This window comes from Sulfurovum sp. UBA12169, assembly GCA_002742845.1.
Classification (GTDB): Bacteria; Campylobacterota; Campylobacteria; order Campylobacterales; family Sulfurovaceae; genus Sulfurovum.
Window position 1 is genome coordinate 886506 of record DLUH01000005.1, and the last position, 26080, is coordinate 912585.

Annotated in this window: 22 protein-coding genes; 11 read left to right on the top strand and 11 right to left on the bottom strand. The window is 39.2% G+C overall.

All coding sequences use genetic code 11. From position 1 onward, the window contains the following. The 3 genes from CFH81_09460 to CFH81_09470 all read left to right on the top strand — a co-directional run bounded on the left by CFH81_09460 (position 1) and on the right by CFH81_09470 (position 4289). Positions 1-705 (top strand): hypothetical protein, encoded by a 705-nt coding sequence (locus CFH81_09460; protein DAB40406.1) that lies wholly within the window; start codon positions 1-3, stop codon positions 703-705. A gap of 109 nt (positions 706-814) precedes the next feature. Continuing rightward, positions 815-1933 (top strand): exonuclease sbcCD subunit D, encoded by a 1119-nt coding sequence (locus CFH81_09465; protein DAB40407.1) that lies wholly within the window; start codon positions 815-817, stop codon positions 1931-1933. Next, the gene (locus tag CFH81_09470; GenBank protein ID DAB40408.1) at positions 1920-4289 is read left to right on the top strand and encodes a chromosome segregation protein SMC; all 2370 of its coding nucleotides are present in this window, start codon (positions 1920-1922) and stop codon (positions 4287-4289) included. The genes CFH81_09465 and CFH81_09470 overlap by 14 nt, the downstream gene beginning before the upstream one ends. Before the next feature lie 56 nt (positions 4290-4345). On the opposite strand, the gene CFH81_09475 is transcribed toward CFH81_09470, so the two are convergent. The 6 genes from CFH81_09475 to CFH81_09500 are packed head-to-tail and all read right to left on the bottom strand — an operon-like array spanning position 4346 to position 13954. Next, positions 4346-5173, bottom strand: coding sequence for a hypothetical protein (locus CFH81_09475; protein DAB40409.1), 828 nt, complete (start codon positions 5171-5173; stop codon positions 4346-4348). Between the two features lie 49 nt (positions 5174-5222). Next, complete coding sequence (locus tag CFH81_09480) at positions 5223-6839, bottom strand: hypothetical protein (GenBank protein DAB40475.1); 1617 nt, start codon at positions 6837-6839, stop codon at positions 5223-5225. Positions 6840-6894: 55 nt separating this feature from the next. Beyond that, the gene (locus tag CFH81_09485) at positions 6895-8277 is read right to left on the bottom strand and encodes a phosphate starvation-inducible protein PhoH (GenBank protein DAB40410.1); all 1383 of its coding nucleotides are present in this window, start codon (positions 8275-8277) and stop codon (positions 6895-6897) included. A 46-nt stretch (positions 8278-8323) separates the two neighbouring features. Then, positions 8324-9718 carry a hypothetical protein gene (locus CFH81_09490; protein DAB40411.1) on the bottom strand — a complete coding sequence of 465 codons (1395 nt, stop codon included), beginning with the start codon at positions 9716-9718 and terminating at the stop codon, positions 8324-8326. After that, on the bottom strand, positions 9715-12825 hold the full coding sequence (locus CFH81_09495; protein ID DAB40412.1) for a hydrophobe/amphiphile efflux-1 family RND transporter: 3111 nt from the start codon (positions 12823-12825) through the stop codon (positions 9715-9717). The genes CFH81_09490 and CFH81_09495 overlap by 4 nt, the downstream gene beginning before the upstream one ends. Position 12826: 1 nt before the next feature. After that, positions 12827-13954 (bottom strand): efflux transporter periplasmic adaptor subunit, encoded by a 1128-nt coding sequence (locus CFH81_09500; protein DAB40413.1) that lies wholly within the window; start codon positions 13952-13954, stop codon positions 12827-12829. A 155-nt stretch (positions 13955-14109) separates the two neighbouring features. On the opposite strand from CFH81_09500, the gene CFH81_09505 reads away from it, so the two are divergent. Next, positions 14110-14625, top strand: coding sequence for a transcriptional regulator (locus CFH81_09505; GenBank protein ID DAB40414.1), 516 nt, complete (start codon positions 14110-14112; stop codon positions 14623-14625). Between the two features lie 61 nt (positions 14626-14686). Here CFH81_09505 and CFH81_09510 read toward each other — a convergent pair whose 3' ends face one another. Next, on the bottom strand, positions 14687-15793 hold the full coding sequence (locus tag CFH81_09510; GenBank protein DAB40415.1) for a hypothetical protein: 1107 nt from the start codon (positions 15791-15793) through the stop codon (positions 14687-14689). 252 nt (positions 15794-16045) lie between these two features. Here CFH81_09510 and CFH81_09515 point away from each other — a divergent pair, with 252 nt between their 5' ends. Next, entirely contained in the window at positions 16046-16366 is a 321-nt protein-coding gene (locus CFH81_09515; GenBank protein DAB40416.1) for a cysteine methyltransferase, read from the top strand. Positions 16367-16414: 48 nt separating this feature from the next. Here CFH81_09515 and CFH81_09520 read toward each other — a convergent pair whose 3' ends face one another. Beyond that, a complete protein-coding gene (locus CFH81_09520; GenBank protein DAB40417.1) occupies positions 16415-18250 on the bottom strand; it encodes an ABC transporter ATP-binding protein in 1836 nt (611 codons plus the stop codon). 84 nt (positions 18251-18334) lie between these two features. Next, positions 18335-18916, bottom strand: coding sequence for a cytochrome B (locus CFH81_09525; protein ID DAB40418.1), 582 nt, complete (start codon positions 18914-18916; stop codon positions 18335-18337). Positions 18917-19033: 117 nt separating this feature from the next. On the opposite strand from CFH81_09525, the gene CFH81_09530 reads away from it, so the two are divergent. Beyond that, positions 19034-20311: an aminoacyl-histidine dipeptidase gene (locus CFH81_09530; GenBank protein ID DAB40419.1), complete on the top strand. Its 1278-nt coding sequence runs from the start codon at positions 19034-19036 to the stop codon at positions 20309-20311. Here CFH81_09530 and nth read toward each other — a convergent pair. After that, positions 20301-20942 (bottom strand): endonuclease III, encoded by a 642-nt coding sequence (gene nth / locus CFH81_09535; GenBank protein DAB40476.1) that lies wholly within the window; start codon positions 20940-20942, stop codon positions 20301-20303. The genes CFH81_09530 and nth overlap by 11 nt on opposite strands. 154 nt (positions 20943-21096) lie before the next feature. On the opposite strand from nth, the gene CFH81_09540 reads away from it, so the two are divergent. The 5 genes from CFH81_09540 (at position 21097) to CFH81_09560 (ending at position 25614) form a co-directional block, all read left to right on the top strand. Continuing rightward, positions 21097-21942, top strand: coding sequence for a peptidylprolyl isomerase (locus CFH81_09540; GenBank protein DAB40420.1), 846 nt, complete (start codon positions 21097-21099; stop codon positions 21940-21942). A 63-nt stretch (positions 21943-22005) separates the two neighbouring features. Next, positions 22006-22488 carry a hypothetical protein gene (locus CFH81_09545; GenBank protein ID DAB40421.1) on the top strand — a complete coding sequence of 161 codons (483 nt, stop codon included), beginning with the start codon at positions 22006-22008 and terminating at the stop codon, positions 22486-22488. Positions 22489-22509: 21 nt separating this feature from the next. Further along, entirely contained in the window at positions 22510-23583 is a 1074-nt protein-coding gene (locus CFH81_09550; GenBank protein DAB40422.1) for a class II fructose-bisphosphate aldolase, read from the top strand. A 335-nt stretch (positions 23584-23918) separates the two neighbouring features. Continuing rightward, positions 23919-25217, top strand: a complete 1299-nt coding sequence (hisD, locus tag CFH81_09555) for a histidinol dehydrogenase (protein ID DAB40423.1) — start codon at positions 23919-23921, stop codon at positions 25215-25217. 124 nt (positions 25218-25341) lie between these two features. Next, positions 25342-25614 carry a hypothetical protein gene (locus CFH81_09560; GenBank protein DAB40424.1) on the top strand — a complete coding sequence of 91 codons (273 nt, stop codon included), beginning with the start codon at positions 25342-25344 and terminating at the stop codon, positions 25612-25614. A 132-nt stretch (positions 25615-25746) separates the two neighbouring features. On the opposite strand, the gene CFH81_09565 is transcribed toward CFH81_09560, so the two are convergent. After that, positions 25747-25950 carry a hypothetical protein gene (locus CFH81_09565; GenBank protein ID DAB40425.1) on the bottom strand — a complete coding sequence of 68 codons (204 nt, stop codon included), beginning with the start codon at positions 25948-25950 and terminating at the stop codon, positions 25747-25749. Between the last annotated feature and the right edge of the window lie 130 nt (positions 25951-26080).

The window sequence follows — 26080 nt, forward strand, 5'->3', positions numbered from 1 at the left end:
ATGAAATATGTATTTCTTTTGTGTGTGCCGATCATGCTTTTTTCTCAAACCTATATGGCAAAAATAGAGCCGTTTGACAGTTTTACTATTTACGCACAAACAAACGGACAGATTGTATACCTGGATAAAAATGATGAAACCAAAGTGGTCGATAAAATGATCATTAAACTCGATGACTCTTTGGAGCAAAAAGAGTTGAAAGGCTATCGGATACAGCTAAGGCATTATGAGGAAAAGTTAAATTTGCTTACCAAAAATTATCAAAAGTATCTTCAGGTTGCCGGAAAAAGTGCTTTTGAAAAAGATGAAAAGTACTATCTGGTGCTTGATCTTAAGGTAACAATAGAAAATCTTAAAATCCAGATAGCCCAACTTGAGGATACGATAGCAAAAAAACAAATATCGGTAAATAAACTTTATATAAAATCATTTCAAGCAAATAACGGTGATTATGTTACCGCAGGTACACAATTGGCAAAAGCGTTCGATATTAGCCGTTCTAAGCTGGTTGTTTTTGTCAGTCGTAATGATTATGAAAACATAGACAATAAAAAAATTCTCATAGACGGAAAACATAATAATGCAGAAATTTATAAAATTGACAAAATTCAAGACGAAACGATGATTTCGGCTTACAGGGTTGAGCTGCTTTTGGAAAGTAATGATTTTGGCAAAATTGTAGAAGTGGAGTTTGTTTCTTCTTGAGGATGCGTGCATTTTTGATAGATGGCGGTCATGGTGCCTTGCAATCTGTTTGTTGGAGAACGGGTGATGCAAAAATTACACAAGTTGCTTAAAAAGCGGAAGAGGTTGCATGAAAATAGTTCACTTTAGCGATACCCATTTGGGTTTTAATGATCTCGATGTGCTCAATGAGGACAACATCAACCAAAGAGAAGCTGATTTTTATGATGCTTTCTTGCAGGTTGTAGAGCAAATCAAAGAGATAAAGCCCGATTATATCGTCCACACCGGAGACCTGTTTCATAGAACAAGCCCCAGCAACCGTGCCATTACGTTTGCCCTGGAGCAGTTTAAAATCATCAATGCTTTAAATATCCCTTTTATTTTAATAGCCGGTAACCACAGCACCCCGCGAACAAATCTAAGCAGTCCGATACTAAAGATTTTTGAGAACTTTGAAAATATCTATGTATCCTATAATCAGCAGTATAAAAAGCAAGAATTTGAAGATATCGTGTTTCACTGTTTGCCGCATATGAACGATGATGCCAAAGCACTCTCGCAAATCGAACTTTGCGAAGCAGGGATTGAACCAAACAAAAAAAATATCATGATGATGCATTGCAGTGTCGGAGCATGGTATTTGATGCAAGAGTTTGGAGAGTGGGTCTATCCGACTTCTAAAGAGTATATCTTTTCCAAAATGGACTATGTAGCTTTGGGGCATTGGCATGGATTTGGAAAGGTTGGAAAGCATGAAAATGTTTATTACAGCGGAAGTACAGAGCGAACAAGCCTTAACGATAAACGCAACTCAAAAGGGTTTATCGTTGTAACTCTTGAAGATGAACCAACAGTTGAATATAAAGAGATAACTATCCGGCCGATACTGGAGTTTCAAATAGACTGTGAGGATTTTGAAAAAAGTGTGGCATCACTTGTTCTTTTGAATATCAAAGATGCCATCATCGATGTAAAACTAACGAATCTTACTACACTTCAGTCTATTGATATCAATACGGGCGATATCAAAAAGATTTTTGATGGCGCTGTGTATGTTAACGTCAAACGAGAGTTTAAAACCGCTGGCGATGCAAAAACGATCGAGGATATCGAATCGCTTTCACTGGAAGATTATTTTATAGAACATATCAAAGAAGAGAGTAAAACAGAAGAGTTTGACAGACTAAAATCAAAAGTGCAAGAGCTATTTAGTGCTTATGAGGAGGTGTGCAGTGATACTGAATAATCTTGAGCTCTTAAACTTTAAAAAGTACACCCAAAAAAGCTTTTCATTTGATGAGGGGCTGACCGGCATCATCGGGAAAAACGGCAGCGGCAAATCCACCATCTTTGAAGCGATACTTTTTGTACTTTACGGAGAGCTAAAAAACAAAGGCTCAAAAGAACTGATACGAAATTCAAGCGTAAGCCAGAAAGAGCCTGTAAGCGTCACACTGGAGTTTGAGTTTGATAGCGCTACCTACAAAGTGATCAGAGAGTTTAGAGGCAAAACACTCACAGCCAATGCAAAACTTTATAAAAATGAAGCACTCGTTTCAAGCGGAGCAAAAGAGGTAACAAACTCTATTGGCAAACTTGTAAAAATGAACAAAGATGCTTTTTTGCATACTTTATTTGCCTCTCAAAAAGAGCTTACAAGTCTTAGCAATCTAAAACCAGAAGACAGAAAAAAGATGATAAGAAAGCTTTTGGGGCTGGAGAAAATCGATGCCATAGAAACCATGCTTGTTGAAAAAAGCAGAGGACTTAAAAGAGAGATTGATGCATTTAGGGAAGTGCTACTAAGTAGTGATGAGATCATATCTAAAGAGAGTGCAATAAAAACTCATAATGAAAATAAAACCTCAATATTTACAAATTTAACAGCAAAGTCAAAAGAGTTAGAAACGCTAAAACTAAAAGAGATTGAATCTAAAAAAGAGTTAGATCTTTTACAAAAAACAAAAGAGCATAAAACAAAGCTGCTAAGTGAACTTGAACTTATTAAAAATACTCTTGAATCTAATAAGCTACAACAAACAAAACTTTCATCTGAGCTATTAGAGTTACAACAAAAACAAAAAGAGCTAACAGTTTTAGAGCCTTTAAAAATAGAGTTTGAACAGTTGCAAACTAAACTAAAAGAGCAACAGCAACTAAAAGAGATACATCTAAAAATTGAAGGGTTAAATAAAGAGCAGACTCAACTTAGAGAGCAATACACAAAAGCCAAAAATGATATTGCTGCTCTAGAACTTGAAGTGAAAGATTATGCAAGTTTGCAAGTGAAACAACAGCAGATGAAAAATGAAGCGGATAAACTTCAAACAACTATCAAAGAGTTAGAAACTCAAATAAAAGCTATCAGTTCTTCTGTATCCGGAGAGCAAAAACTCATCGACACTACAAAAGCCCAGATTGCAGAGATTGAAAAAATAGGCAAGGGCTCAAACTGCCCCACTTGCACCAGGCCGCTTCTTGAAGAGTACGACAAAGTCATTGCGACACTTTCAAATACCATACAGACTATCCAAAAAGAGAAAATTGATAAACAAACCCTGGAGTTGTCAAAAGTAGAAAGTTCAAAAGTAGCACTTGACAAACAAAAAGAGGAAATTCAAAGTCAACTTCAAGAGCTAAATAAACAACTAACTATCATCGAGACAAAACAAAAAGACCTTATCAAAGCACATGTACATTTTAAAGAGGTTGAAGCAAAAGGTATCCAAAACAAAAAAGAACTAGAAGCGCTTTCAAAATACTCTTATGATGAAAAATTGCACGAAGATTTGATAGCAAAAGAGCAAACATTAAAACCTAAATATGATGAGTATAAAAAACTCCAAACTCTTATCCAAAGAGTTCCCGTACTTCAAAAAGAGTTAGACGAGATTAAAAAAGCTATAAAAGAAAAAACTTTAGGTTTTACACATAAAGAGACTGAAATCAAAGCCATTATTTATGATGAAACAAATCATAAAACAAAACTTGATGAGTTTACTCTCCTGCAAAAGCATAAAGATGAATTAGCAACTGTTATCAATGAATTTAAAGTGCAAATCGCTTCCATCGATGGTGAGATAAAAACACTTCAATCCTCCCTTGATACAAATAAAGAGCATCAAGCAAGATTGGCTGCAAAGCAGCAAGATTTAAGTGATTATGAAAAGATAAAAGTATCTTTGAACGAATTTAAAACGAAGCTCAACTCGAAAGTAGCTCCAAGAATTTCTCAAATTGCTTCAGCCATGTACGGTCAAATCACCAAAGGAAAATATCAGCATATCGAAGTGGATAACGACTTTGACTTTTATATCTACGATGAGGGGCAAAAGTTTCCGATAGAGAGATTTAGCGGCGGGGAAGTGGACCTTGCAAATTTAGTTCTTAGAATTGCTATTTCAAAAACATTAGGGGAACTAAGTGGTGCAGGGAATATAGGGTTTTTAGCATTTGATGAAGTGTTTGGTAGTCAAGATGAAAGTAGAAGAATGGAAATCTTAGAAGCATTTCATACTATCAAAGAGCAATACAGACAGATATTTTTGATATCCCATGAGATGGAGATAAAAGAGATGTTTGAGCGGCTTGTGGAGTTGTAAAAATTGATATCTTTGATTTTTGCGGCCAGGATAGAAGGCAGAGAAAATTTCAAAAATCAAGAAAATTTATTTCCAAAAATATCTTCTCCGATCTTTAATGCCGCACGTTTAAGCTGCGTTTGTTCTTTGTCCAAAAACGTTTCAAACTCTTTGCCCAAAGGAGTGTCCAGCGTGTGCAAAAATGTTTTAAAAACTGTGATATCGTGGATATCCCCCAGGATATGTGCCAAAGATTTGAGAGTTTCTGCTTTTTCCTGAAACTCCTTTTTGTCTATCATAAAAAGCTGAAAGCCGTAGTAGTTCACCCACTTTCTCCACTCGTGAAAATACAAATCGCTTTTTTTCTTGATAGCCGTTTTTCTTAGTTTGTCGGTTTTTTGATACGTCTTTTTCAGACATGAGAGAAAATGCGCTTTTGTGTTTTTTTTCAGTTTGTAATGTTTGAGGGTTTTAAGGTTTTTTTGCAGGCGCTCTTTGATGTCAAGAAATGATTGGTCGGGATCGAGCGGGGGTTTTGACGATCGGATGGCTTGGAGTATCGCATCATAGGTTTGTTCGTCGAGAGTGTATTTTCGGATGATTTCAAGATAGGTATCCCCCAGCACTTTTTGATCCCTTGAGGCAGAAAATGAGTGCGCGCACTCTTTGAAAATGCGGTTTTGTTTTTTAAAAAAGCTTTCGGAAAGATCGTTTAGCAGGAGATGTGTCAGGGCGCGAAGTTTTTTAAATCTTCTTCTGATCTGATGGATGGCTTTGTCCTGGGGAATAGTTTCATTTTCGCACATCGCAATGATTTTTTGCATATGATTTTTGAGGATTTTTTGGATTTGTTTATTTAAATTTTTTTTAAATGATATGGTCGAAGACACAGCAAAACCCTCCATCTCTTTTCAGTCATTGTACACCTTTGTGGCTTAATACACTCCGGTTTGGTTATTTGATATGCCATTCTTTATTTTTTTCAAATACGGATATTAAGATCTCTTTTAAGTCTCTTTTCATCTCTTTGCTCAGTTCTTTTTTGCTGCTGTATATAAAAAAAGGCACAGTGTTGAGCATGGATTTTTTAAGCCTTTTTCTGAGTGTTGATACTTCATCGATAGATACCAAATCCGGCCCACTAAACAGGTAGAAATCTTTTGAGACCCCCAGTTTAAATGAAACGATCTGATAAGACAAAAAGACATCGCCTTTTGATTCGTAGTGCGCCATAAAATTATCCAAAGAGTTCTTGAGAATATGCAGTTTGGATGGGCTGATATATCCGAAGCTTTCCCGAAACTGATATTTTTGCGTTAGAGTAAAACCTAAAACGCCATAGAGGTCATTGAGGTTTTTCCATAGGGAGTTAAAATATTTTTTTCCAAAGAGAACTTCTTCAAATACCATTAAGATTTTTTGTTTATTTTTGGTGGAGGGGGAATATTTTATCTTGAAATACTCTTCTTTAAAAAGAGATATAAGCCAGTTTTCATCAAGCAGACTTATGGTGTCGAGTTTTTTTTCGAGTTCGTTGGCATCAACAAACTTCCACAGCATCGAGATATCATTGAGCCTGTCATTTTTCTCTTGTGTAAAATATTGATTGGCCAGATAGACAATCAGGTTTTCAAGCATGGCATCTTTTTTTGCTATTTGATGATTGAAAATCACTTTTTTGTAGAGATTGAACCGCATCTCCAGCATATGTTCAATGTCCAAAATGGCGCTGTCGTAAAAAGAGAGATGATAGGTATTGTTTTTTGATGTTAAAATGGTTTGTTTTGCGATTCTGAGCAAATCAACTGCTCCTCCGATATAGCCGCTGGCAAGCATGTCGCGGTTGACATAATCCAAGCGATCGGCGTCTACGGTAGAATCAATGATATCATGCAGTACCCCAAAATCAAATCCGCCAAAATTTTCATCTTTGAAGATATTTTCAATCACTTCATAGACAATTTTTATATAATTTGTATCAATCGGATCGCTAAAATTTTCGATTATTTCGTATTCAAACAGCATTTTTGTAAACGCATGGCCCATTGCTTCATGCAAAACTTTCTTTTTGTTGTCTGTTATTTTTTCGTAGAAATTTATAAACTCTTTTTGGGACGGGTTTGCATCGAGAAGTGTTGCTTGTTTGTCGTAGATGCTTTGCATGGCGTATTCTACCTGATGGGAAAAAGGCAGATGGCCTACATCATGAAGCAGTCCGGCGAGCCTTATGGCTTGCAGTGAGATCAGGTAGGCATATTTTTCTTTATTGTTTTTGAGCGGTATAAGAAATTGATACAAGGAGTCATCTTCAAGCAGATTGCTTTTGTTTATTTTTATGTCTATGTCCAGTTTGGTTTCTATCTTTTTAATCGCCCCATAAAGATCGGCTAAAAAATTTTCTCTTAATTTTGATTTTGCATTGAGCAGGGCACTTTTGTACATATGCGATGCGAGATGCATGGTCCCAAGGCTATGTATATATCTTTTGGTGGTAATGGACGGAAAAGAAAAGTAGGCCAAAGCATTTTGCGTGATAAATTGCAGCCTGCTCAAAATCTTGGTTTGAAGAATTTTCCCTTCAAATTTTGTGTGTTCTATGTGGCTGTAGAGAGTATCGTTTATAAATCTATTTGTCATCTTTTTTTTCAAAAATTCTTTCGCTAAATTGTGCAAACCTGCCGCGAACCGATTTTTCAAGTTCTATTGCAAACATGCCCAGTTCGGAATGTTTATGCTTGCTTTGTTTGAGCAGCGCGGTGAGCCCATTGTTGTATTTGTTAAGATACAGGTTGTCTATTTGTCTATTTGATCCTATGACGATAGCCATACAACTCTCATCAAGCCTAGATAAGATAAGCTGGGTCGTTTTCTCGCTGCTGTTTTGCCATTCATCCATGATCACAATAGATCCGCTTAAGGTTCGGCCCCTTGCTTCTCCCGGCCAAAGCGTTTCAATGCCGTATCGTGCAATAAGTTCTTCTGTTTTTGAGTTAATTGATTCTGCATTGTCCGTATTTCCTTTCTTTTTTATCTGTTTTGTGGCAATAAACTCTATCGTATCTCTTAGGGCCATATTGTAGATTCTAAACTTCTCATCATTGCCGGACAAAAATCCTATTTCAGCACCTTTGTCTATGGATTCTATAGAATTGCGCACGTAAATGATCTTATCATACAGTCCTTTGTCGATAAGTTCCATGGCAGAAACAAGCGATATAAGCGTTTTGCCGCTTCCGGCTTTTGCATCTATGACCAGTAAATTATACCCGTTTGTGATGATGGCTTTTGCAAAAAACTTTTGTTTTAGGTTGGCAGGTTTCACAAGAAGCGAACTAAAATCGCTATCATCGACAACCATAATCTTGTCGTTGGCTACTATCGCATACAAACTATTCCCGTCATTAAATTCAAAATGGTAGCAGAAATTTTCCGGCTTGTATGCTTTGTCAAATTCCACAATCGATCGAAAATAAAGTGCATCGGGCTGTACCGTTTCAAGATAAAGTGTTTTAACAAATTCAAAATCCGGTACTTCGCTTTTGTCATCATGCAAGGTTTGAGTTTTGATGTTTTTAAGCAGCGCAAATGTTCTTGCATAGATGTCGATAGAGAGGAAGATTACTTTTTTTCCCTTATAGTAATCCTTTGCAGCTTCTGCGGTCTCTATGATTCTTTTGTCGTTGCTCTCAGAAATATGGTGCTGTTCGATCGCGCTGTCGTAGTTGTCTTTGGAGATGATGTGGATTAGAATATCATCTTTATACAGTTTTGCAACTTTATAGTTTGACTTATGGTCAACCTCTTTTACTTTTGCAGATGCCAGAAATCTGGCAAATTCTCTTGAATAGAAACCAAGCTCGTTCGTTAGCTTTTTTTTGTCTTCAAGTTCAAGCAATACCGTTTCCGGTATCACTATGATGTTTGTGCCGTTATCCGAGAGTTTTTTAATATTTTGCAAATTCTGCAAGATAATATTGGTATCCAGGACGTATACTTTTTCTTTTTTCATTGAAAAATGATACGTACTTTTGGTTACATTTTGGAGACAAATATCTTTATTTTTTTTTGTCAGCCATAAATCCTCCGCCAAGACTTACATACAACTCAACCGCGGATTTTAAAGTTTCAAATTTTATGCTTTCTTTTGATAGTGCAACTTCAAATTCTTCTTTTCTCGCCTCTAAAAACTCCAAATGATCGGCAAAACCCTGTTTGTATTGTTGTTCAATGATTTGTTTTTTATGGTTTATGGCCCGGTATCTTTTTTCTTGAGAATGCAGTCTTTGTTTGTTTGAAGCATAGGTGTTGAGGCTGTCTTTAACTTCCCCAAAAGCTTTTCTTACGGTATCTTGGTACTCCAGCAATGCTAGTTGCTGATCAATTTTAGCCGTTTTGATATTGGCTTGTATTTTTCCAAAATCCAATATCGGGGACAATATATTGCCACCTGCAGAGTAGGTAGAGGTGTTTGACGAGATGAGGCGGCTTAAGTCCCCGCTTACGTATCCCTGTGCTCCGCTGAGGGAAATGGAAGGGAAAAATGCACTTTTTGCAACAGAAACTAAAAAGGCACTGGATTTGACTTTTGCTTGAGATGCCTGAATGTCTGCTCTTCGCTGAAGTATATCGGATGGAAGGTTTGACGGAACGGGCAAGGAAGAAGCGCTGTAGGCAGCGTCCCGCACCTTTTGCGTTCCGGCAAATACTTGGGCAGGTTCTTTTCCAAGAAGTATCGAAACCGCTGTTTTGTAGGCGCTTAAAGCATCTTCTCGTTTTATCATTTCGTCATAAAACATTTGCACCAAAGATTCTTCCTGCAACAAATCACTTTCCCGTATTAGTCCGGCTTTGTATTGATTGTGCATATAGGTATAAAATGCTTTTTCGTTCAAATATTGCTCTTTGGCTATTTGATAAATTTTGGTGTTTGTTTTGAGGCCGAAATAAGCGATGATGCTATCGGCAATAATTCGTTGTTTGATGCTTTCTTTGAGATAGGATTCTCTCATCATATCTTCAAAAGCGGCCATTTTTGTATTTTTAAGCTTCCCCCATAGATCTACTTCATAAGAAGCCATGGCGCCTAATTCAAATTGGTCATAGGTGAAGCTTTGGTCAAACGAAGCCATATAGCTCTTTGTCTTTGAGGCGGATCCAAAAGCGTCTATTCTTGGAAGCTGTTCACTTTTTTTGATATCTAAAAACTCTCTAAAGCGCATTACTTGGAGTGTTGCGATTTTAAGGTCGCTGTTTTGGTCTAAGGCTTCCTGCACAAAGAGATTTAATTCTCTATCATGAAAATTTTCCCACCATCTGTCGTTCAATAATAGCTTTTCGCTATCACCTATGCCGCTATGTTTCGGAAGAACGGTGTTTGGAATATTTGGATTTTGGGAAAGCGAACAGCCGCTTATCAGGAGTAAACTTAAGGTTAAAGCCAGATGTTTCATTTGTTTGCCTCCTCTTTTTTGAAGCTTAGTTTAGAAATCCATACATAAAAAAGCGGAATAAAGACGATCGCCAGGAATGTTGCCGCGAGCATTCCGCCAATGACGCCCGTACCTATAGAGTGTCTACTGGCCGCACCCGCACCGCTGCTTATGGCAAGCGGCACAACCCCCAATGTAAAGGCCAAAGAGGTCATGATGATAGGCCTTAGTCTTATTTTTGCCGCTTCGATTGCAGCATCGTAAATGCTCAAGCCTTCCTCTCTTTTCTGCATCGCAAACTCTACGATCAAAATGGCATTTTTTGCTGCAAGTCCGGCAAGCACTAAAAGCCCTATTTGGAAATATATGTCATTTTCCAAACCTCTCAAGAGGGTAGCGATAATCGCTCCAAAGATAGCAAAGGGAACTGCCAGAACGACTGAAATCGGCATCGACCATTTGCCGTATTGTGCAGCAAGTATCAAATATAGCAGCACCATGCCAAAACCAAAAGCCAAAATACTGCTGCTGGCAATTTGTTTTTCTTGATAAGCAGTTCCTACCCATCCCAGAGAATATCCCGCGGGAAGCACTTCTGCCGCCACTTCTTCTATGGCTTTGATGGCATCCCCGGAACTGTATCCCGGTGCAGGCTGACCGGAGATTTTTGCCGAAGGAAACAAGTTAAATCTTTCTGCCAGGTCGGTTCCTACCACTTTGGTAAAATTGACTAAAGCGCCAACCGGGATAAGATCGCCTTGATCATTTCTGACAAAGACTTTGTCCAAATCCTGCGGATCTTTTCTGAACTCACCGCTTGAAGCGATATTTACTTTGTATGTACGGCCGTAAAGATTGAAGTCATTGATATAATAATTTCCAAAAGCGGCATTCAGTGTTTCGTAAATGTCCGAGACGCTTACGCCTTTCGCCTTTGCTTCCTCTATATTTACAAGCACTCTATATTGGGGCACATTGGCATTTAGCGTGGTTCTTACACCCACTAAATCTTTCCGTTGATTTGCTTTTTGGATAATTTGCTGCACATACGTATTTATTTCACTGACATTTGCGCCTGTTCTGCTTTGTACGTACATATCAAATCCGCCGGCTATGCCCATACCCATGATAGGAGGCGGTAGCACTGGGATAGAAAATCCGTTGGGAATTGCCATTGTCTCTTTTGAAAATTGTCCTGCGAGGGCTTGGGCATGTTGATTTGCAAGCGGTCTTTGGTCCCATGGTTTGAGCTTGACTATAGTTGCGGCAGCATTGGTTTTTTCTGCAAACGTCATAAAATCAAGCCCTGTAAAAGATACGATATGCTTGATATTTGGATTTTGCGATATTACATCATAAATATTGTCTGTCAACTGTTCTGTTCTGTTTAAAGAGGCAGCAGGCGGATTGTAGCTCAATATAAATATCGTCCCCTGGTCTTCTTGCGGCACAAGTCCTGTTTTCATCATTTTTAACATATCAAAAGAGGCATAAATCAATGCACCAAACAAAAGAATACTGATAAAGCCGTATCTGATGGCTGTTTTCACGGTTGCCATATATCCGTTGGTAGCTTTGTCAAACAGGGTATTGAACCATTTGAAAAAACCTTTTGGTTCATTGTGGGCCGGTTTTAAAATACTTGCGCAAAGCGATGGAGTCAAGGTGAGGGCAACAAAGCCTGAAATGGCAACAGATATTGCAATGGTAATAGCAAACTGTTTGTACATCTCTCCGGTCAACCCTCCCAAAAATGCTACAGGTATAAACACGGCCGACAACACCAGAACAATGGCTACAAGTGCACTGGAAACCTCTTGCATGGCTTTAAATGTGGCTTCGCGCGGGCTGAGTCCTTCGCCCATGTGTCTTTCGACATTTTCTATAACGATGATGGCATCATCAACAACGATACCAATCGCAAGCACTAAGCCGAAAAGCGTTAAAAGGTTGATGCTGAAACCAAAGAGGTGCATACCCGCAAAAGCACCTACTACGGATACAGGAACAGCCAAAATAGGAATGAGCGTGGCTCTCCAGTTTTGCAAGAAAAGGAAGATAACCCCGATGACCAAAATAAGAGCCTCAATAAAAGTATATACGACTTCTTTTATGGATATTTCGACAAAGTCTGTAGAGTCATAAGGGATTTCATAAGAAACACCCTCTGGAAATTTGGCAGCCGCGGCCGCAAGAACCTTCTTCACCTCTTTGGCAGTCTCAAGCGCATTGGCCCCTGATTGTAAAAACAGAGCGACGGGAATTGCAGGAACTTTATTGAGTTTGGACACAAGGCTGTAGCTTTGCGCACCCAATTCTATCGTGGCAACGTTTTTTAATTTGAGTGAGGCGCCGTCTTTTTTTGAATACAGTAAAATATTATCAAAGTCTCTTGGATTGCTCATGCGCTCCTGGGCTAAAATAGTATAGGTGAACATTTGCTTTTTATCAAGCGGCTCGGCACCGAATTGCCCTGCGGCGTATTGTGCATTTTGTTCTTTGACGGCATTAATGATATCTTGGGGCGTCAGCCCGTACAAAGAAAGTTTTTCAGGATCTATCCATACTCGTATCGAATAGTCTTTCGCTCCAAAAATAACAGCATCGCCGACCCCTTTAACTCTTTTTAAATCATCGGTGATGTTGATGAGGGCGTAGTTTGACAAGAATGTGGTGTCTTTGCTTTTGTCGGGCGAATAAAAAACAGAAACCAGCAGCATGCTTGGAGATTTTTCATTGACCCTTATTCCCTGTCGCTGTACGGCTTCGGGAAGCCTCGAAAGGGCAACCTGAACTCTGTTGTTTACATCTATCTTGGCATCATCCGGATCGGTTCCGACTTCAAAAAATACATTGATGCTCACCCTGCCGCTGTCTTCGGCGCTTGAAGTCATATAAATCATATTTTTAGCACCATTGATCTGCTCTTCAAGAGGTGCGGCAACGGTTTTTGAGAGCGTTTCGGCACTTGCGCCGGGATAAGCCGCCGATACTACGATTTGAGGCGGTACCACTTTAGGATATTGCTCTACAGGCAACGTAACCATAGAAGCAACTCCGGCAAGAAGAATGATGATAGAGACAACGGCAGCAAATACCGGATTTTTTATAAAAAATGCACTAAACATTCTACTTCTCCGTCTCAACTACTTTGGCATCCGGTCTTATTTTTGGAATATTGTTGATGATGATTTTATCGCCTTCATTAAGCCCTTTTTTTACAATGATTCCACCCTTGGTGAGTATATCTATCCCGATAGGCCTCATTTTAGCCACTCCGTTTTCTGCTACATACACCATTGCACCGTTTGGGGTTTGCAAAATAGCCTCTTCGGGAATCACAGCTACATTCGGCGCAATCAATCCTTCTATACTTACTCTCACAAAATCTCCTGCCAAGAAACGGTCATCATCATTGTTTATTTTTGCTCTGATTAAGAGAGAGTTGGTTTTTTGATCAATTTCCGGAGAGATAAAATCGATAGTCCCGTTATAGTCTGATTCATTATTTTTAGTATCCAATAATTTAATAACGGTCTGAGAATTTTTTATTTGAGACAAATAGCTATGTACATCATTTTTCGGGATAGAAAATTCTACATGCAATTGATTTGTGTTTGTTATCGTTGTTAAACGTGAGCTTTGCTCATTTGCGTCGATATAATCACCGATATCGTGATTTTTAATTCCTGCTATGCCGTTTATAGGTGCTTTGACGGTTGTGTAGTCAAATTCAATTTGTGCTTGTTTTAAATTTGCTTTAGCATTGGATAACTCCGCTTTGGCATTGGTGTATTCGGACAAATAAAAATCTGTCTCTTTAGGGCTGATGGAATTTGTTTTTTTAAGAGTTTTGGCTCTTTCCCAGTCTTTTGTGGCCTTTTGAAGATTTGAATGTGCTTTTTCGAGCACAGCATTTGCTGTATCAAGTTTTGCTTTATAGATATCTTGCTCTATGGTATAAAGGAGGTCACCCTTTTTTACAAAAGCCCCTTCAGCAAAATGTTTTTTTTCTAAAATACCTGAAACTCTGGCAATAATATCTACCTTTTCATAGGCATTGATGATGGCTGGATATTTTTTTTCTATTTTGGCATCATTAAATTTTACTACATGAACAGATACGGGCAAAGGCGGCATGTTTTGTGCTTGGGGTGACTGCTGCTGCTTGGCATCGTTGTCATTGCATCCATTTAATCCCAAAATTAAAACGCCTAAAATCACTGTGTTCAGACACCTCATTTTTATCGCTTTCATTTTATCTCCTGCATATACATATTTTATCTTTCCGGAAAGATATCATTAATTGGCTTAAAATATCTTTCTAGAAAGATGTATAAACCAAATTATTAAGTTTTTTATTATACAATCTTTCTATAAAGTATAATTTAGAGTGTGTGTAAGGCAAAGAGATGAAAAAAGACATGTTGGCGTTTATAGATGAAAAGCATAAGTTTTTAGAGAACAACATGCAAGTGCACTATCGACACTACAAAACCGTGGTAGACATAGGGCTTCCTTTGATGCTGGTCAATAAACTTTTCAATGAAAAAAAAGATAAGATATTTATTCCGAAATACAATATTTCTTCATCAGAATTTGATGTTCTGATGACGATCTTATCCCACGGCAAACAAATGAGTCCGACTGTTTTATCCGAGAATATGATTTTTTCTTCAGGCGGCATGACAAAACTGCTTAAAAAACTGGAAGACAAAAAACTGATTCGAAGAATACCATCAAAGAAAGACAAAAGAAGTTTGCTTGTGGCATTGAGCCAAGAAGGAAAAAAACTTACCATTGACGCGTTTGGCGATATTGTTAAAATCAATATGGAAGTATTGTCTAAACTCCAAGAAAATGAACAAATTATGCTTGGCGATCTTCTGAAAAAACTTTTAGTAGAGCTTTCTGAATCTCAAGATTGATACGGTAACCCCAGCTATTTTATTTTCATGCGGAATAAAATAGCTGCAGAGCGGCCATGAGCTACTCTACTGTAAAATATTTTTGCTTAAGAACTGTAAATTTTTTTAACTCTTTTTCTCCATCAAGATTTAACTGCTTAAGAGCTCCAGGGTTTACCACATAGTATCCGATTTGTACTTCAAGTTTATCGCCGTTTTTCACCGGATTCTTATAGTTTACAATTCTTTTTTCATTGGCTTTGATCATGGTGTCAACTATGATTGCATTTGCAAGCCAAGGCATTGATGGTTTGCCGTCACGACCGATTGCTTTGATAAAACTATTTGTTTTCAATGCAGTAGTGTTGCCGTCTCTTGTCAAATTTACCCTCAGTTCGATTGCCCGCAATGGATGAGTTAAAAGATCATGCGGCGCTTTGTTTTTCACGAGAATATTAAAGCCGGTTACTGTTTTTTCGAAATTTAGCTCAATGTACTCAGACAGCATCTGAGGTTTATGCCTGGCTCCGGCAAAACCGTGAAACGCATGTTTCTGTGTTTTTCTGATCGTGGTTGCGCTTCCTTTGATTTTTGGCATATGGCAGGTAATACAGTTGTTTTCTCTATCTTTTACACCGCTTTCTTCTATTTTGCACAGGGTAAATTCCTGCGAATTTTGTCTGTGAGAATGGCACCCCATGCATACTTGGCCTGTGTAGAAATTTTCATTTGTGTAATCAATGTCATGATAGGGTGAACCGACAGTGGTTTTATTCATCCCGAAAAACGAACGTTCCTGCTTGTAGGTTACTTTTTGGGTTTCTTTGCCTTTTTCGGCCGAAAAAAATGTTTTGGGATCTTTGGAGTAAATGTTGCTATTGGATTGTTCATGATGTTCGATATTTTGTATCGTATGGCAGGTTGAGCAGGAGATGCCTTTTTTGATCTCTTCTTCTGTTTTGCCATGGGGAGCATGACATTTTGCACAACTGTAATCACCCTTTTCTTTAGAGGGGTGTCTATCCCAAACGGCGCTATGAATCTTGTCATCATAAAATGATGATTTTTTATGCATGGAATTTTGAAACTCTTCAACGATAATCGGGTGACACTTTTTGCAGGTCTCCATTTCTGATTTGGCAAACATGAGCGATGATACTGTGGCGATGAAGACCAAGATTTTTTTCATATAAACTATCCTTTTGATTACTATAAGGCAGAATTCTATCCAATATTAAAATATCAACATTGACCCATATCAATAAATAGAATTTTTTGATATCCGCATGTAACGTGATAGATAAAAATAACGATTTGTTTTTTGGGCGATCAAGAAAAAACACCATTGGCATACGCTTGACAGTGTCTGGGCTTTATGGTGCAGCATTGCAGTATCCTTAAAAATACTATATACTAAAATGAAAAAAAGGAGATATTAAGAGTGGATAAATTTACTGCAAAATCAACCTTTCAAGAACGATGTTATGCGCTTTTGACTCAAATTCCCAAAGGCAAAGTAACAACATACAGAGCGATTGCCCATGCGTTGGGATGCAAAGCGTATCGCGCAGTCGGACATGCGATGGCGACCAATCCCAATCCTGTTACGGTACCATGTCACAGGGTTATCAGAAGTGACCGAAGAGTGGGTGGCTATGTTGGAGGGGAGGACAAAAAGATAGCACTGCTCAAAGAGGAAGGCATTCTCATTAGAGAGGAAAAGGTGGAAAATTTCTCTAATGTTTTTTTTGATTTTTCATGAGCTTATGAGGCTGTTTGCTTTTTTGACGGCAGGAAAAAGGGTGCTTGGTCATTCAAGTTCTTGCAGCCTGGTGTCATAGTGTGAAACGATCTCATCATATTTTTCGCTTGTTACTTCGAGTTGCTCAAAATGGTTATCTATCTCTTTTTGTGTTTGGGCTATATGTTGTGAATATTCCATAATACCCGAGTTGTCGCCGTGTTCAGATGCTTTTGCGAGTGCACCGTTTTGTTCTTGAAGGAGTTTTTCAAGTGCCGTGATCTGTGTTTCGCAGAGTTCCATCTTTTTTTTGTAGGGAGCGATTTCTTTGCTTTTTTCCTGAATGAGTGCCGTTCTAAGTTTTTTGCGCTCTTTTTTATCGAGTTTGGGTCTGGTTTTTTTGGGTTTGGTTTGCCCTTCTTCCTCTTCCCAGCCAATTTTTTCAAGGAACTCATCATAGCTGCCTTCAAAATACTCGGCTCTTCCTTCATGAAAGACGATCAGGGCATCAGCCAAACGGCGCAGAAGCATCTCTGAGTGTGTAACCATAATGACTGCCCCGCGAAAAGATTCTACCGCATCACAAAGAGCATCTATGGATTGCATATCGAGGTGGTTTGTAGGCTCATCAAGCAGCAATAAGTTGGCAGGCGTGGCGATGATCTTGCCCAGCATAACACGGCTTCGCTCACCTCCTGAGAGCACCTCTATCTTTTTTTCGGCTAACTCGCCACTAAACATCATTGTCCCGCAAATACCTCTTACCTGTGCGATGCCAAGTTTTTTATCTACAGCGCTAATCTCATCAATGATGGTATTTTGAGTGTTGAGCCTTTCAATGTTGGTCTGTCCGAAGTGTGCCATGGCGGTAGAGGGATGAAGGGTGATCTCTCCTTGCTGTTTAGGAAGTTCGCCTGCAATATAGTTGAGCAAAGTGGATTTTCCTTTGCCGTTTTTTCCGATAATGGCGAGGCATTTACCGTTTTCCAAAGCAAAGGTAAGATGTGCAAAAAGAGGTACGCTCTGATCGTAGCCAAAACCCAAATTTTCTGCACGGAGTACGACCTTGGCGGGTGTTTCTTTGTAATTAAAATTGAATGCGAGAGAAGCTTCGTTTTCCAAACTGTCCATCTCTTCCATTTTTTCCAATGCTTTTACTTTGGATTGCGCCAAGGTAGCTGTAGAGGCTCTTGCTTTATTTCGTGCAATAAAATCCTCAAGTTCTTTGCGTTTTTTATCCTGGTTGAGCCGGGTTTTTTCATAGGTTTCGTCCTGCATTGCCAAAGTTGCTTCATACTTTTTTGTATCACCCTTGATGATGTGAAGTCCTTTGCGCTGAATACCCATCGTATGCGTAGTTACACTGTCCATAAACTCACGATCATGCGTGATAAGTATCACTTCTCCGTCAAACTCTCGGATAAATTGTTTAAGCCAGCGCAGGGACAGAATATCCAAATAGTTGGTCGGTTCATCGAGTAAAAGCATATTGGGTTCTGTGGCAAGAAGTTTAGCAAGATTGATGCGTATCTGATAGCCGCCCGAAAAGCTTAAAGGGTTTTTATCTAGATCTTCTGCGCTAAATCCGAGTCCAAAAAGGATTTTTTCTATCTTGTAAAAGTTATACTGTTCTTCTTCGGGAAGCACTTGTGCGCATTCCTCATGTACGGTAGGCTTAGTAAATTCAAGATGTTGGCGCAGGGTGCCTATGCGGTAATTTTTGGGGATGCTTACCTCCCCTTCATCATAGCTTTCTTCTCCCAGTATGATCTTGAAAAGTGTGGATTTGCCTGTGCCGTTGCGTCCGATAAGGCCTATTTTTTGACCTTGTGAAAGCTTGAGGTTGAGGTTGCGAAAAAGAGTTTGCCCGCCAAAGCTTTTGGTGAGATTGGTTAATTGTATCATGATGTATCCGTTATGGGTAGGAGATTTATGGCGGAATTATAACAAAAAGTCATTAGACTTTTTGTTATATGGTTGAAGAGAAGGTTATTTTTTGCCGCCGTTGATCATATCGGAGATGATCCCTTTGTCTTCTTTTTGTTCAGCGATAATCACGCCCAAAAGGTGCAGGGGAACAAAGATAAGCACGCCGTTATACACAAGTTCATGCAGTTCTTTTAACGATTTTACCGTCTCTTCAATCAATCCAAGTTCTTCATGAAAAACCATTAGCAAACCGCTAATGCTCATAAATGCAATGATCGCATAAAATAGCAGATAGCCTATTTTTACCATTTTGTAGTGAAGGGTTTGCTCTTTGAAATTTATATAATTTTCTTTGCCGCTTTGGGTAAAGAAAAGCAGTATCCTCCATACTGCTAAAGCAGCCAGAGCGTATCCCAATATAATATGCCACTCCCACATCGGTGCGCGGATAGCTTTGGCAAGAACCGTTGCCTGCTCGCTTGTGATATCAATATTAATTTCGGAAAGTTTTTGCACAAGCAGTTCACTGTTGGTGCGCCAACTTAAAAAAGTTTTTCGTAAAAATACAGTCCCTAATAATCCTAAGATAACAAAAGCGTTTATCCAATGCCATACTCTAAAATTTATACTCCATTTTTTCATGACACTCTCCTTTTTGTTGAGTATAACACAATAAAAAAAAGAATCAACAGCGTTTTTGGCATTAAACAGAGGTTTTTTTAAAAACATGTTTTATAATGCATGCAAAAAAGAGAAAATATGTCAAAGATCATTGAGCACTTTCAGGCCCTCACTCAAATTCCCCATTGCAGCAAAGTAGCCGAAAGACTACTTGATTATCTGATTGAATTTGCTAAAAGCAGAGGTTACGCCGCAGAGGTGGATCAGGCTAAAAATATTTTTATAACCAAAGGCAAACCAAGCGTGTGTCTTCAGGCGCATTATGACATGGTCTGTATGGGCAAGGCGCCCCTGATAGAAACCTATACGCAAGAGGGTTGGATGAAGGCCAAAGAGGCTTCCTTGGGCGCAGATAACGGCATAGGGATTGCGATGATGATGGCGCTGATGGACAAGACTGAGGAGCTGGAGTTTTTGATTACTTCGGATGAGGAAGTGGGATTGATCGGTGCAAATGCGGTGACATTTGATTTGCAAAGTAAATATATGCTCAATCTCGACAGTGAAGATGAGGCGGAGGTATATATAGGGTGTGCAGGCGGAGCAGATATCGTAGCAAGCAAAAAAGATAGATATATAGAAGGGAAAGGGCAATGCTATGAGGTGGCTGTCAGAGGGCTTCCGGGAGGGCATTCCGGCGTAGATATCGACAAAGGTATTTCTTCGGCGATCAAAGTGCTTGCCGAGTATCTTAATGGACATCAAGTGACCCAGCTCGCGTCACTTGATGCCGGTGAGCGCCGCAATTCTATTCCCGCCAATGCCGCGGCAATCGTCTATTCGCAGGCACCCCTTCATGGCTCACCGATGGTGCAGGTAAAGCAATTGAACCAAAAACCAAAGATTCTTAAAGAGGGAGAAAAAGTATTGGCAATGATGGATGCTTTCAAGCAAGGGGTGCATGCGCAAAATATAGAACTGGGCATTCCTGATACAAGCATCAATCTTGCTATTATGAAAACAGATGGCAAAGGGAGCCTTGTCGTTGAAACCAGTGCACGAGCAATGAGCGCTAAGGGATTGGAAAAGCTTTCCAAAGAAACTGTTGCTTTTTTTAAATCTTACGGTTTTGATGTGGTACTTGAAGATAAATATCCTGCATGGAAACCGGATGTCAATGATTTTACAAATCTCGTCAGCGAGGAGATGGCGAAAGTGTTTGGTGACTCCAAACTCAAAGCGATTCATGCAGGCTTGGAATGCGGGGTTATCGCCGAAAAATACCCCCATATGAAATTCGCCTCCATCGGACCGACGATCCGATATCCCCATTCAACCAGAGAAATGGTGAATCTAAAGTCCGTAGAGCGAACTTTTGAGGTATTGTTGGGGATTGTAGAAAGAACTAGACTTTGAAGGTTTCTTTGCTTTTGCAGTAGGGCAGCATAAAACACATTTCACATTCAGGCTTGAGCGCTTTGCATCGGTAGCGCCCAAAAAGCACCATCGCCTGATGAAGCCGATGAAGGTCGGTTTTAAAAATTTTACTTAAATCTTCTTCTGTTTTCAGTGCCGTTTTTGCTTGGCTTAAACCTAGGCGATGCGCTACACGAAATACATGGGTGTCTACTGCCATAAGATTTGCGCCGGCATACTCTATCATGACGACATTGGCTGTTTTTTGGCCTACGCCCGCAAGCTTGACCAGCTCTTTTTGCTCCAGAGGTATTTCCCCATTGTAGTTTTCTACGATGCTTTGCGCCATTTTGATGAGATTGGCGGCTTTGTTGTTGAAAAAGGAGCAGGTATTGATATGGGACTTTACTTTTTCAAGGTCTGCATTTGCTAAGCTGGAAGGATCGGGATAGGTTTCAAAAAAAGCCGGAGTAATCATATTGACGCGTTTATCGGTGCATTGGGCCGAAAGCATTACGCAAACAAGCAGCTCATAAAGGTTTCGGTAGTGTAGTTCTGTAACGCTGTTTGGGTAGTATTCCAAAAAAAGAGCCTTTATTTCTTCCGCCTCTTTTTTAGTCGCTTTTTTTATTTTTGCCATTTTTAAAGATATTGCCTTTGAGTAATAAGATGATGTTTGTACGGTAAGATAATATCAAAAACAGATTAAGAATGCTGCCTGTTAAGCATTGATTTACCCAATAGGGTTATACTTCTTCTAAAAATAAATAAGTAAGGATTAAATTATGTTAAAATTTGCCAAAACCTCATTGGTTGCTATAGCGATTACTGCCACTTCTCTTGCCGCTTCAGATATTCTTGTTACTGTCAACGGTAAGAACATTACAAAGCAAGACGCCGAAGTATTTGTAAGTGCGACTGCGCCTAATGCACATTTTTCGCAATTGAGCAAATCACAGCAAGATATGATTAAAGAAAGATTGATTGAAAAGGTACTTTTTATGCAGCTTGCACAAGAAGAGGGGATCGATAAAAAACCGGAATTCGCAATGAACATGGAAAAAATAAAAGAAGAACTTCTTGTCAATATGTGGATGAAAGCACAAATGGATAATGCGGTAGTGAGCGACAGCGAGGCAAAAGAATTTTATGACAAAAATACAGAGAAATTCATACAAGAAGATTCTGCCCATGCAAGACATATATTGCTTAAAACAGAAAAAGAAGCGCAAGACATTATCAATGAGATGAAAAATTTAAAAGATGATGCGCTTAAAGCAAAATTTATTGAATTGGCCAAAACGAAATCCGCAGATCCCGCAGGCTCTAACGGAGGCGATCTGGGAACCTTTACAAAAGAGCAGATGGTGCCTGAATTTTCCAAAGCAGTTTGGGAACTGGAAGCAGGAAAAATGACGATGCAGCCGGTCAAAACACAATTTGGATATCATATTATCTATCTTGAGGAAAAATCAGATGCAAAACCTATGTCATATGAAGAGGTTAAGGACAAAATTATTGCATCATTAAAGCAGCAACAGTTTAACAACAAGATCACAGAAGTAGTAAAAGAATTAAAAGGCAAGGCGAAGATTGTTGATTTGTCAAACGAAAGCAATACAACAAAATAATGGTTAATCAATTATTTATCATTATTGGATAGAATTCCACAATTAATTAATCAAGGATTTTGAATGAAAAAACTTTTGACAACAGCGGGATTGGTTTTGATGCTTAGTGCCACTGCGGTGTCCGCAAAAGATGCGGGCTCAGTAAACGGTATGGCTATCACTGAAGATGAGGCAAATAAAGCTCTCAAGGTGCTTACCCAGGGCAAAATGACATGGGATAAGCTGCCAAAAGAAGGCAGAAACCAATTGATTCAGATGATGGCGCCAAGCAAATTGGTTGCAGCGGCATCAAAAAAAGAATTGACAGCCAAAGAGCAAGAAGCAGCACTTTCAGGTTTTTGGATGCAAAAAAAGATGGCTAAGGTGAATGTGTCTGACCAAGAGGCAAAACAAGCATACGATAAAATGGTTAAAGCAGCCAAAGCAGCAAAAACCAAAGAAAAGATACCTGCATTTGATGGCGTTAAAAATAACATCAAAATGCAGCTTAAACAAGAAAAAGTTGTAACGCAACTTATGAAAAACGCAAAAATTAAAGTAAACTAATCAAGCAGAAGGACATTGTCAATGGCTACAAAAGTACTAGAGGTAGTTGAGGCGGGCGTTGTCTCGGGAGATCATCTTCAAAAGATGCTTAAAGTAGCCAAAGAAGAAGGGTTTGCTCTTCCTGCAGTGAATGTGGTAAGCACCTCTTCAATCAATGCGGTACTTGAAGCGGCAAAGAAAGTCAAATCTCCGGTTGTGATACAGTTTTCACATGGAGGGGCAGCTTTTTATGCAGGCCAAGGTTTACCTTCGGAGGAAGGGGCTGTCTTGGGAGCGATTTCCGGAGCTATGCATGTGCACACCGTTGCAAAAGCGTACGGCGTACCCGTGGTGCTTCATACGGACCATGCAGCCAGAAAACTGCTTCCATGGATTGATGCCCTTCTTGATGCAAGTGAAGCTTATTTCAAAGTGCACGGTATACCGCTATTTTCTTCCCATATGCTTGATCTCTCGGAAGAGCCTATTGAAGAAAATATTGCTACATGCAAAGCTTATCTCGAAAGAATGAGCAAGATAGGCATGACGCTTGAAATTGAGCTTGGCGTTACCGGAGGCGAAGAAGACGGAGTAGACAATAGCGACGTAGACAATGCGCTGCTCTATACTCAGCCGCAAGAAGTAGCCTATGCCTATGAAGAGTTGAGTAAAATTTCAGATAAATTTACTATCGCAGCTTCGTTTGGCAATGTCCATGGTGTCTATAAGCCCGGCAATGTAGTGCTTAAGCCTTCAATTCTCAAAAATTCACAAGTATTTATACAAGAGAAATTTAAGACTGAGCAAAAACCGATCAATTTTGTATTTCATGGAGGCTCCGGATCTGAACTGTCAGACATTCGTGAAGCTATTGTTTACGGTGTAATTAAAATGAATATAGACACCGATACACAATGGGCATTTTGGGATGGCGTAAGGGGATATGTAAAATATTATTATGATTATCTCCAGGGGCAAATTGGCAATCCTGAAGGGGATGATAAGCCAAACAAAAAATACTACGATCCAAGAAAGTGGGTAAGAGCCGGCGAAGAATCAATGGTGAAAAGGTTAGAGCAGGCATTTGAAGATCTTAATTGTATGAATAGAAATTAATCCTAACTCCGATACGGGTATCGGATTAGGCAGTACTCTTTATCTTAAAAATACAATCTTTACATTTTCTTTTTTAAAAAAAACAAATTTTCTTCCGGATAGATCTTCTTTTATAAATAATAACTTTTAAACAATGACGCTGTATTTATCAAACTTCATAAAGATATCTATAAAATTTGGTTAAAATTATGACAACATGCAAAGACCTCCCCATGATGGCACGTTTTGTTGATTTTCAGATTTTTACAAAGACTATTTGGTAAATATTAAAAAACGGGAATTTATGGAGCGGGTATATTATTTTAAAGATGCAAAAGAAAACAAAAGGATAATAAGTGAAAGTTTTTTACAGCAGTGATGAGAGTTTTGAGGCAAATTTTAACGAATTGCTCGGACGCGGGAAGATGGATATAGATAGTGTATCAAACATTGTATCCGAACTTTTAAATGAGATCAAAAACAAAGGTAACAGCGCACTTATGGCACAGATAGCCAAATTTGACAGATGGGAACCAAAAAATGACGATGAGCTTTTGGTTTCTACGGATGACATGAAAAGGGCGTATGATGCCCTTAGTCCTCAACTTCGTGACGCTTTGCATCTTTCTTATGAGCGTATAGAAAACTATCATCAAAAACTAATGCCAAAATCTTGGTTTGAGTTTGAAAAAAACGGTACGATGCTTGGACAAAAAGTGACACCGGTAGATAGAGCAGGACTTTATATTCCCGGAGGCAAAGCAGCCTATCCGAGTTCACTCTTGATGAATGCGATTCCTGCCATCGTGGCCGGGGTGGAAGAGATAGTTGTCTGTACGCCTACACCTGATAATGAAATCAATGAACTTTTGCTTGCGGCATGCCACCTATGCAAAGTTACGAAAGTCTTTAAAGTAGGCGGTGCTTCAGCCATTGGGGCTATGGCATACGGGACGGAGAGTATCCCTAAGGTTGACGTGATCACGGGACCGGGCAATATTTTTGTTGCCACAGCCAAGAAGCTCGTCTTTGGCGAAGTGAACATTGATATGATCGCAGGACCAAGCGAGATAGGAATTTTGGCCGATGAAAGCGCAAGAGAAGATTATCTGGCGATTGACTTGCTCTCTCAGGCAGAGCATGACGAGATGGCAAGTTCTATTTTGATCACTACTGACAGTGAGCTTGCTAACAAAGTCAGCGACCAAGTAGAAGAATTTCTTTTAAAACTTTCACGCGAAGCAATTGCGCGTAAATCTATCGAAGAAAGAGGGGCAATTATTGTCGCGTCAAATATGGATGAAGCAATCAATTTGATGAATCAGATTGCACCGGAGCATTTGGAGGTGATAACGCAAAACCCTATGGATCTGCTCTCAAAGATCAAGCATGCAGGGGCCATTTTTCTTGGCGAAAACACTCCGGAGCCCATAGGGGATTATATGGCAGGCCCCAATCATACACTCCCAACAGGCGGAACGGCAAAATTTTATTCACCGCTCAGCGTTGAGCATTTCTTGAAAAAATCTTCAATTATCTCAATGAGCAAAGAAGGTATTAGGCAAATAGGCGAAGCGTGTGCAATGATTGCTCATACCGAAGGCTTGACGGCACACGAGGAGAGTGTGAGGATAAGGTTAAGGCTAAGGGATTAGGTATTTGTTTGGGTATCAAAATAAGAGGATATTTTAGTATATTTATGAAAGATCCTCTTATTTAACAACACCAATTCTAACAAAAAACACAATTTATTAAAAGTAGTGTGAGGGAGGGATAATTATGATCGCGTCAAATATGGATGAAGCAGTTGATCTGATGAATGAAATTGCACCAGAACATTTCGAGGTGATAACAATGAATGCTGTTGATCTGCTTCCAAAGATTCAATATGCTGGAGCGATCTTTTTACGAGAAAATACACCTGAACCTATCGATGACTATATGGCTGGATCAAACCACACGTTGCCAACTGGTGGAACGGCGAAGTTTTATTTGCCGCTGAGCGCAGAGAACTTTTTGAAAAAATCCTCCATTATCTCTATGGGTAAATAAGGTATTGAGGAGATCGATGAGGCGTATACAACAACAACCCATAACTAAGGATTGACGGTGCACTAAGTAAGTGTAAAGATGAGATTGAACAAACAAAAGCAGATTTAACTAAATCTGCTTTTATTTTGTTTTTCAATCAATCTGAAAAGATATTTTTGCAGTAATTCGATATTGTGAAATTTTGTTATCCACTACTTTGGCACTTTTGTCTTTGATGTAGATAGATTTAATATGTCGAATGGACTTAGATGCTTCGTTGATAGCATTTTGTGCAGCATCTTCCCAACTTTTGTCTGACTGAGCTAAAACTTCGATGACTTTTGCAACTTTTGACATAATGAATCCTTTAGTAAAATATTGAACAGTATCAATTGTATCTGATAAAAGCTTAAATAGAAAATTGTATGAAAGAAGTGGCGCGGCGGACGGGGCTCGAACCCGCGACCCCCTGCGTGACAGGCAGGTA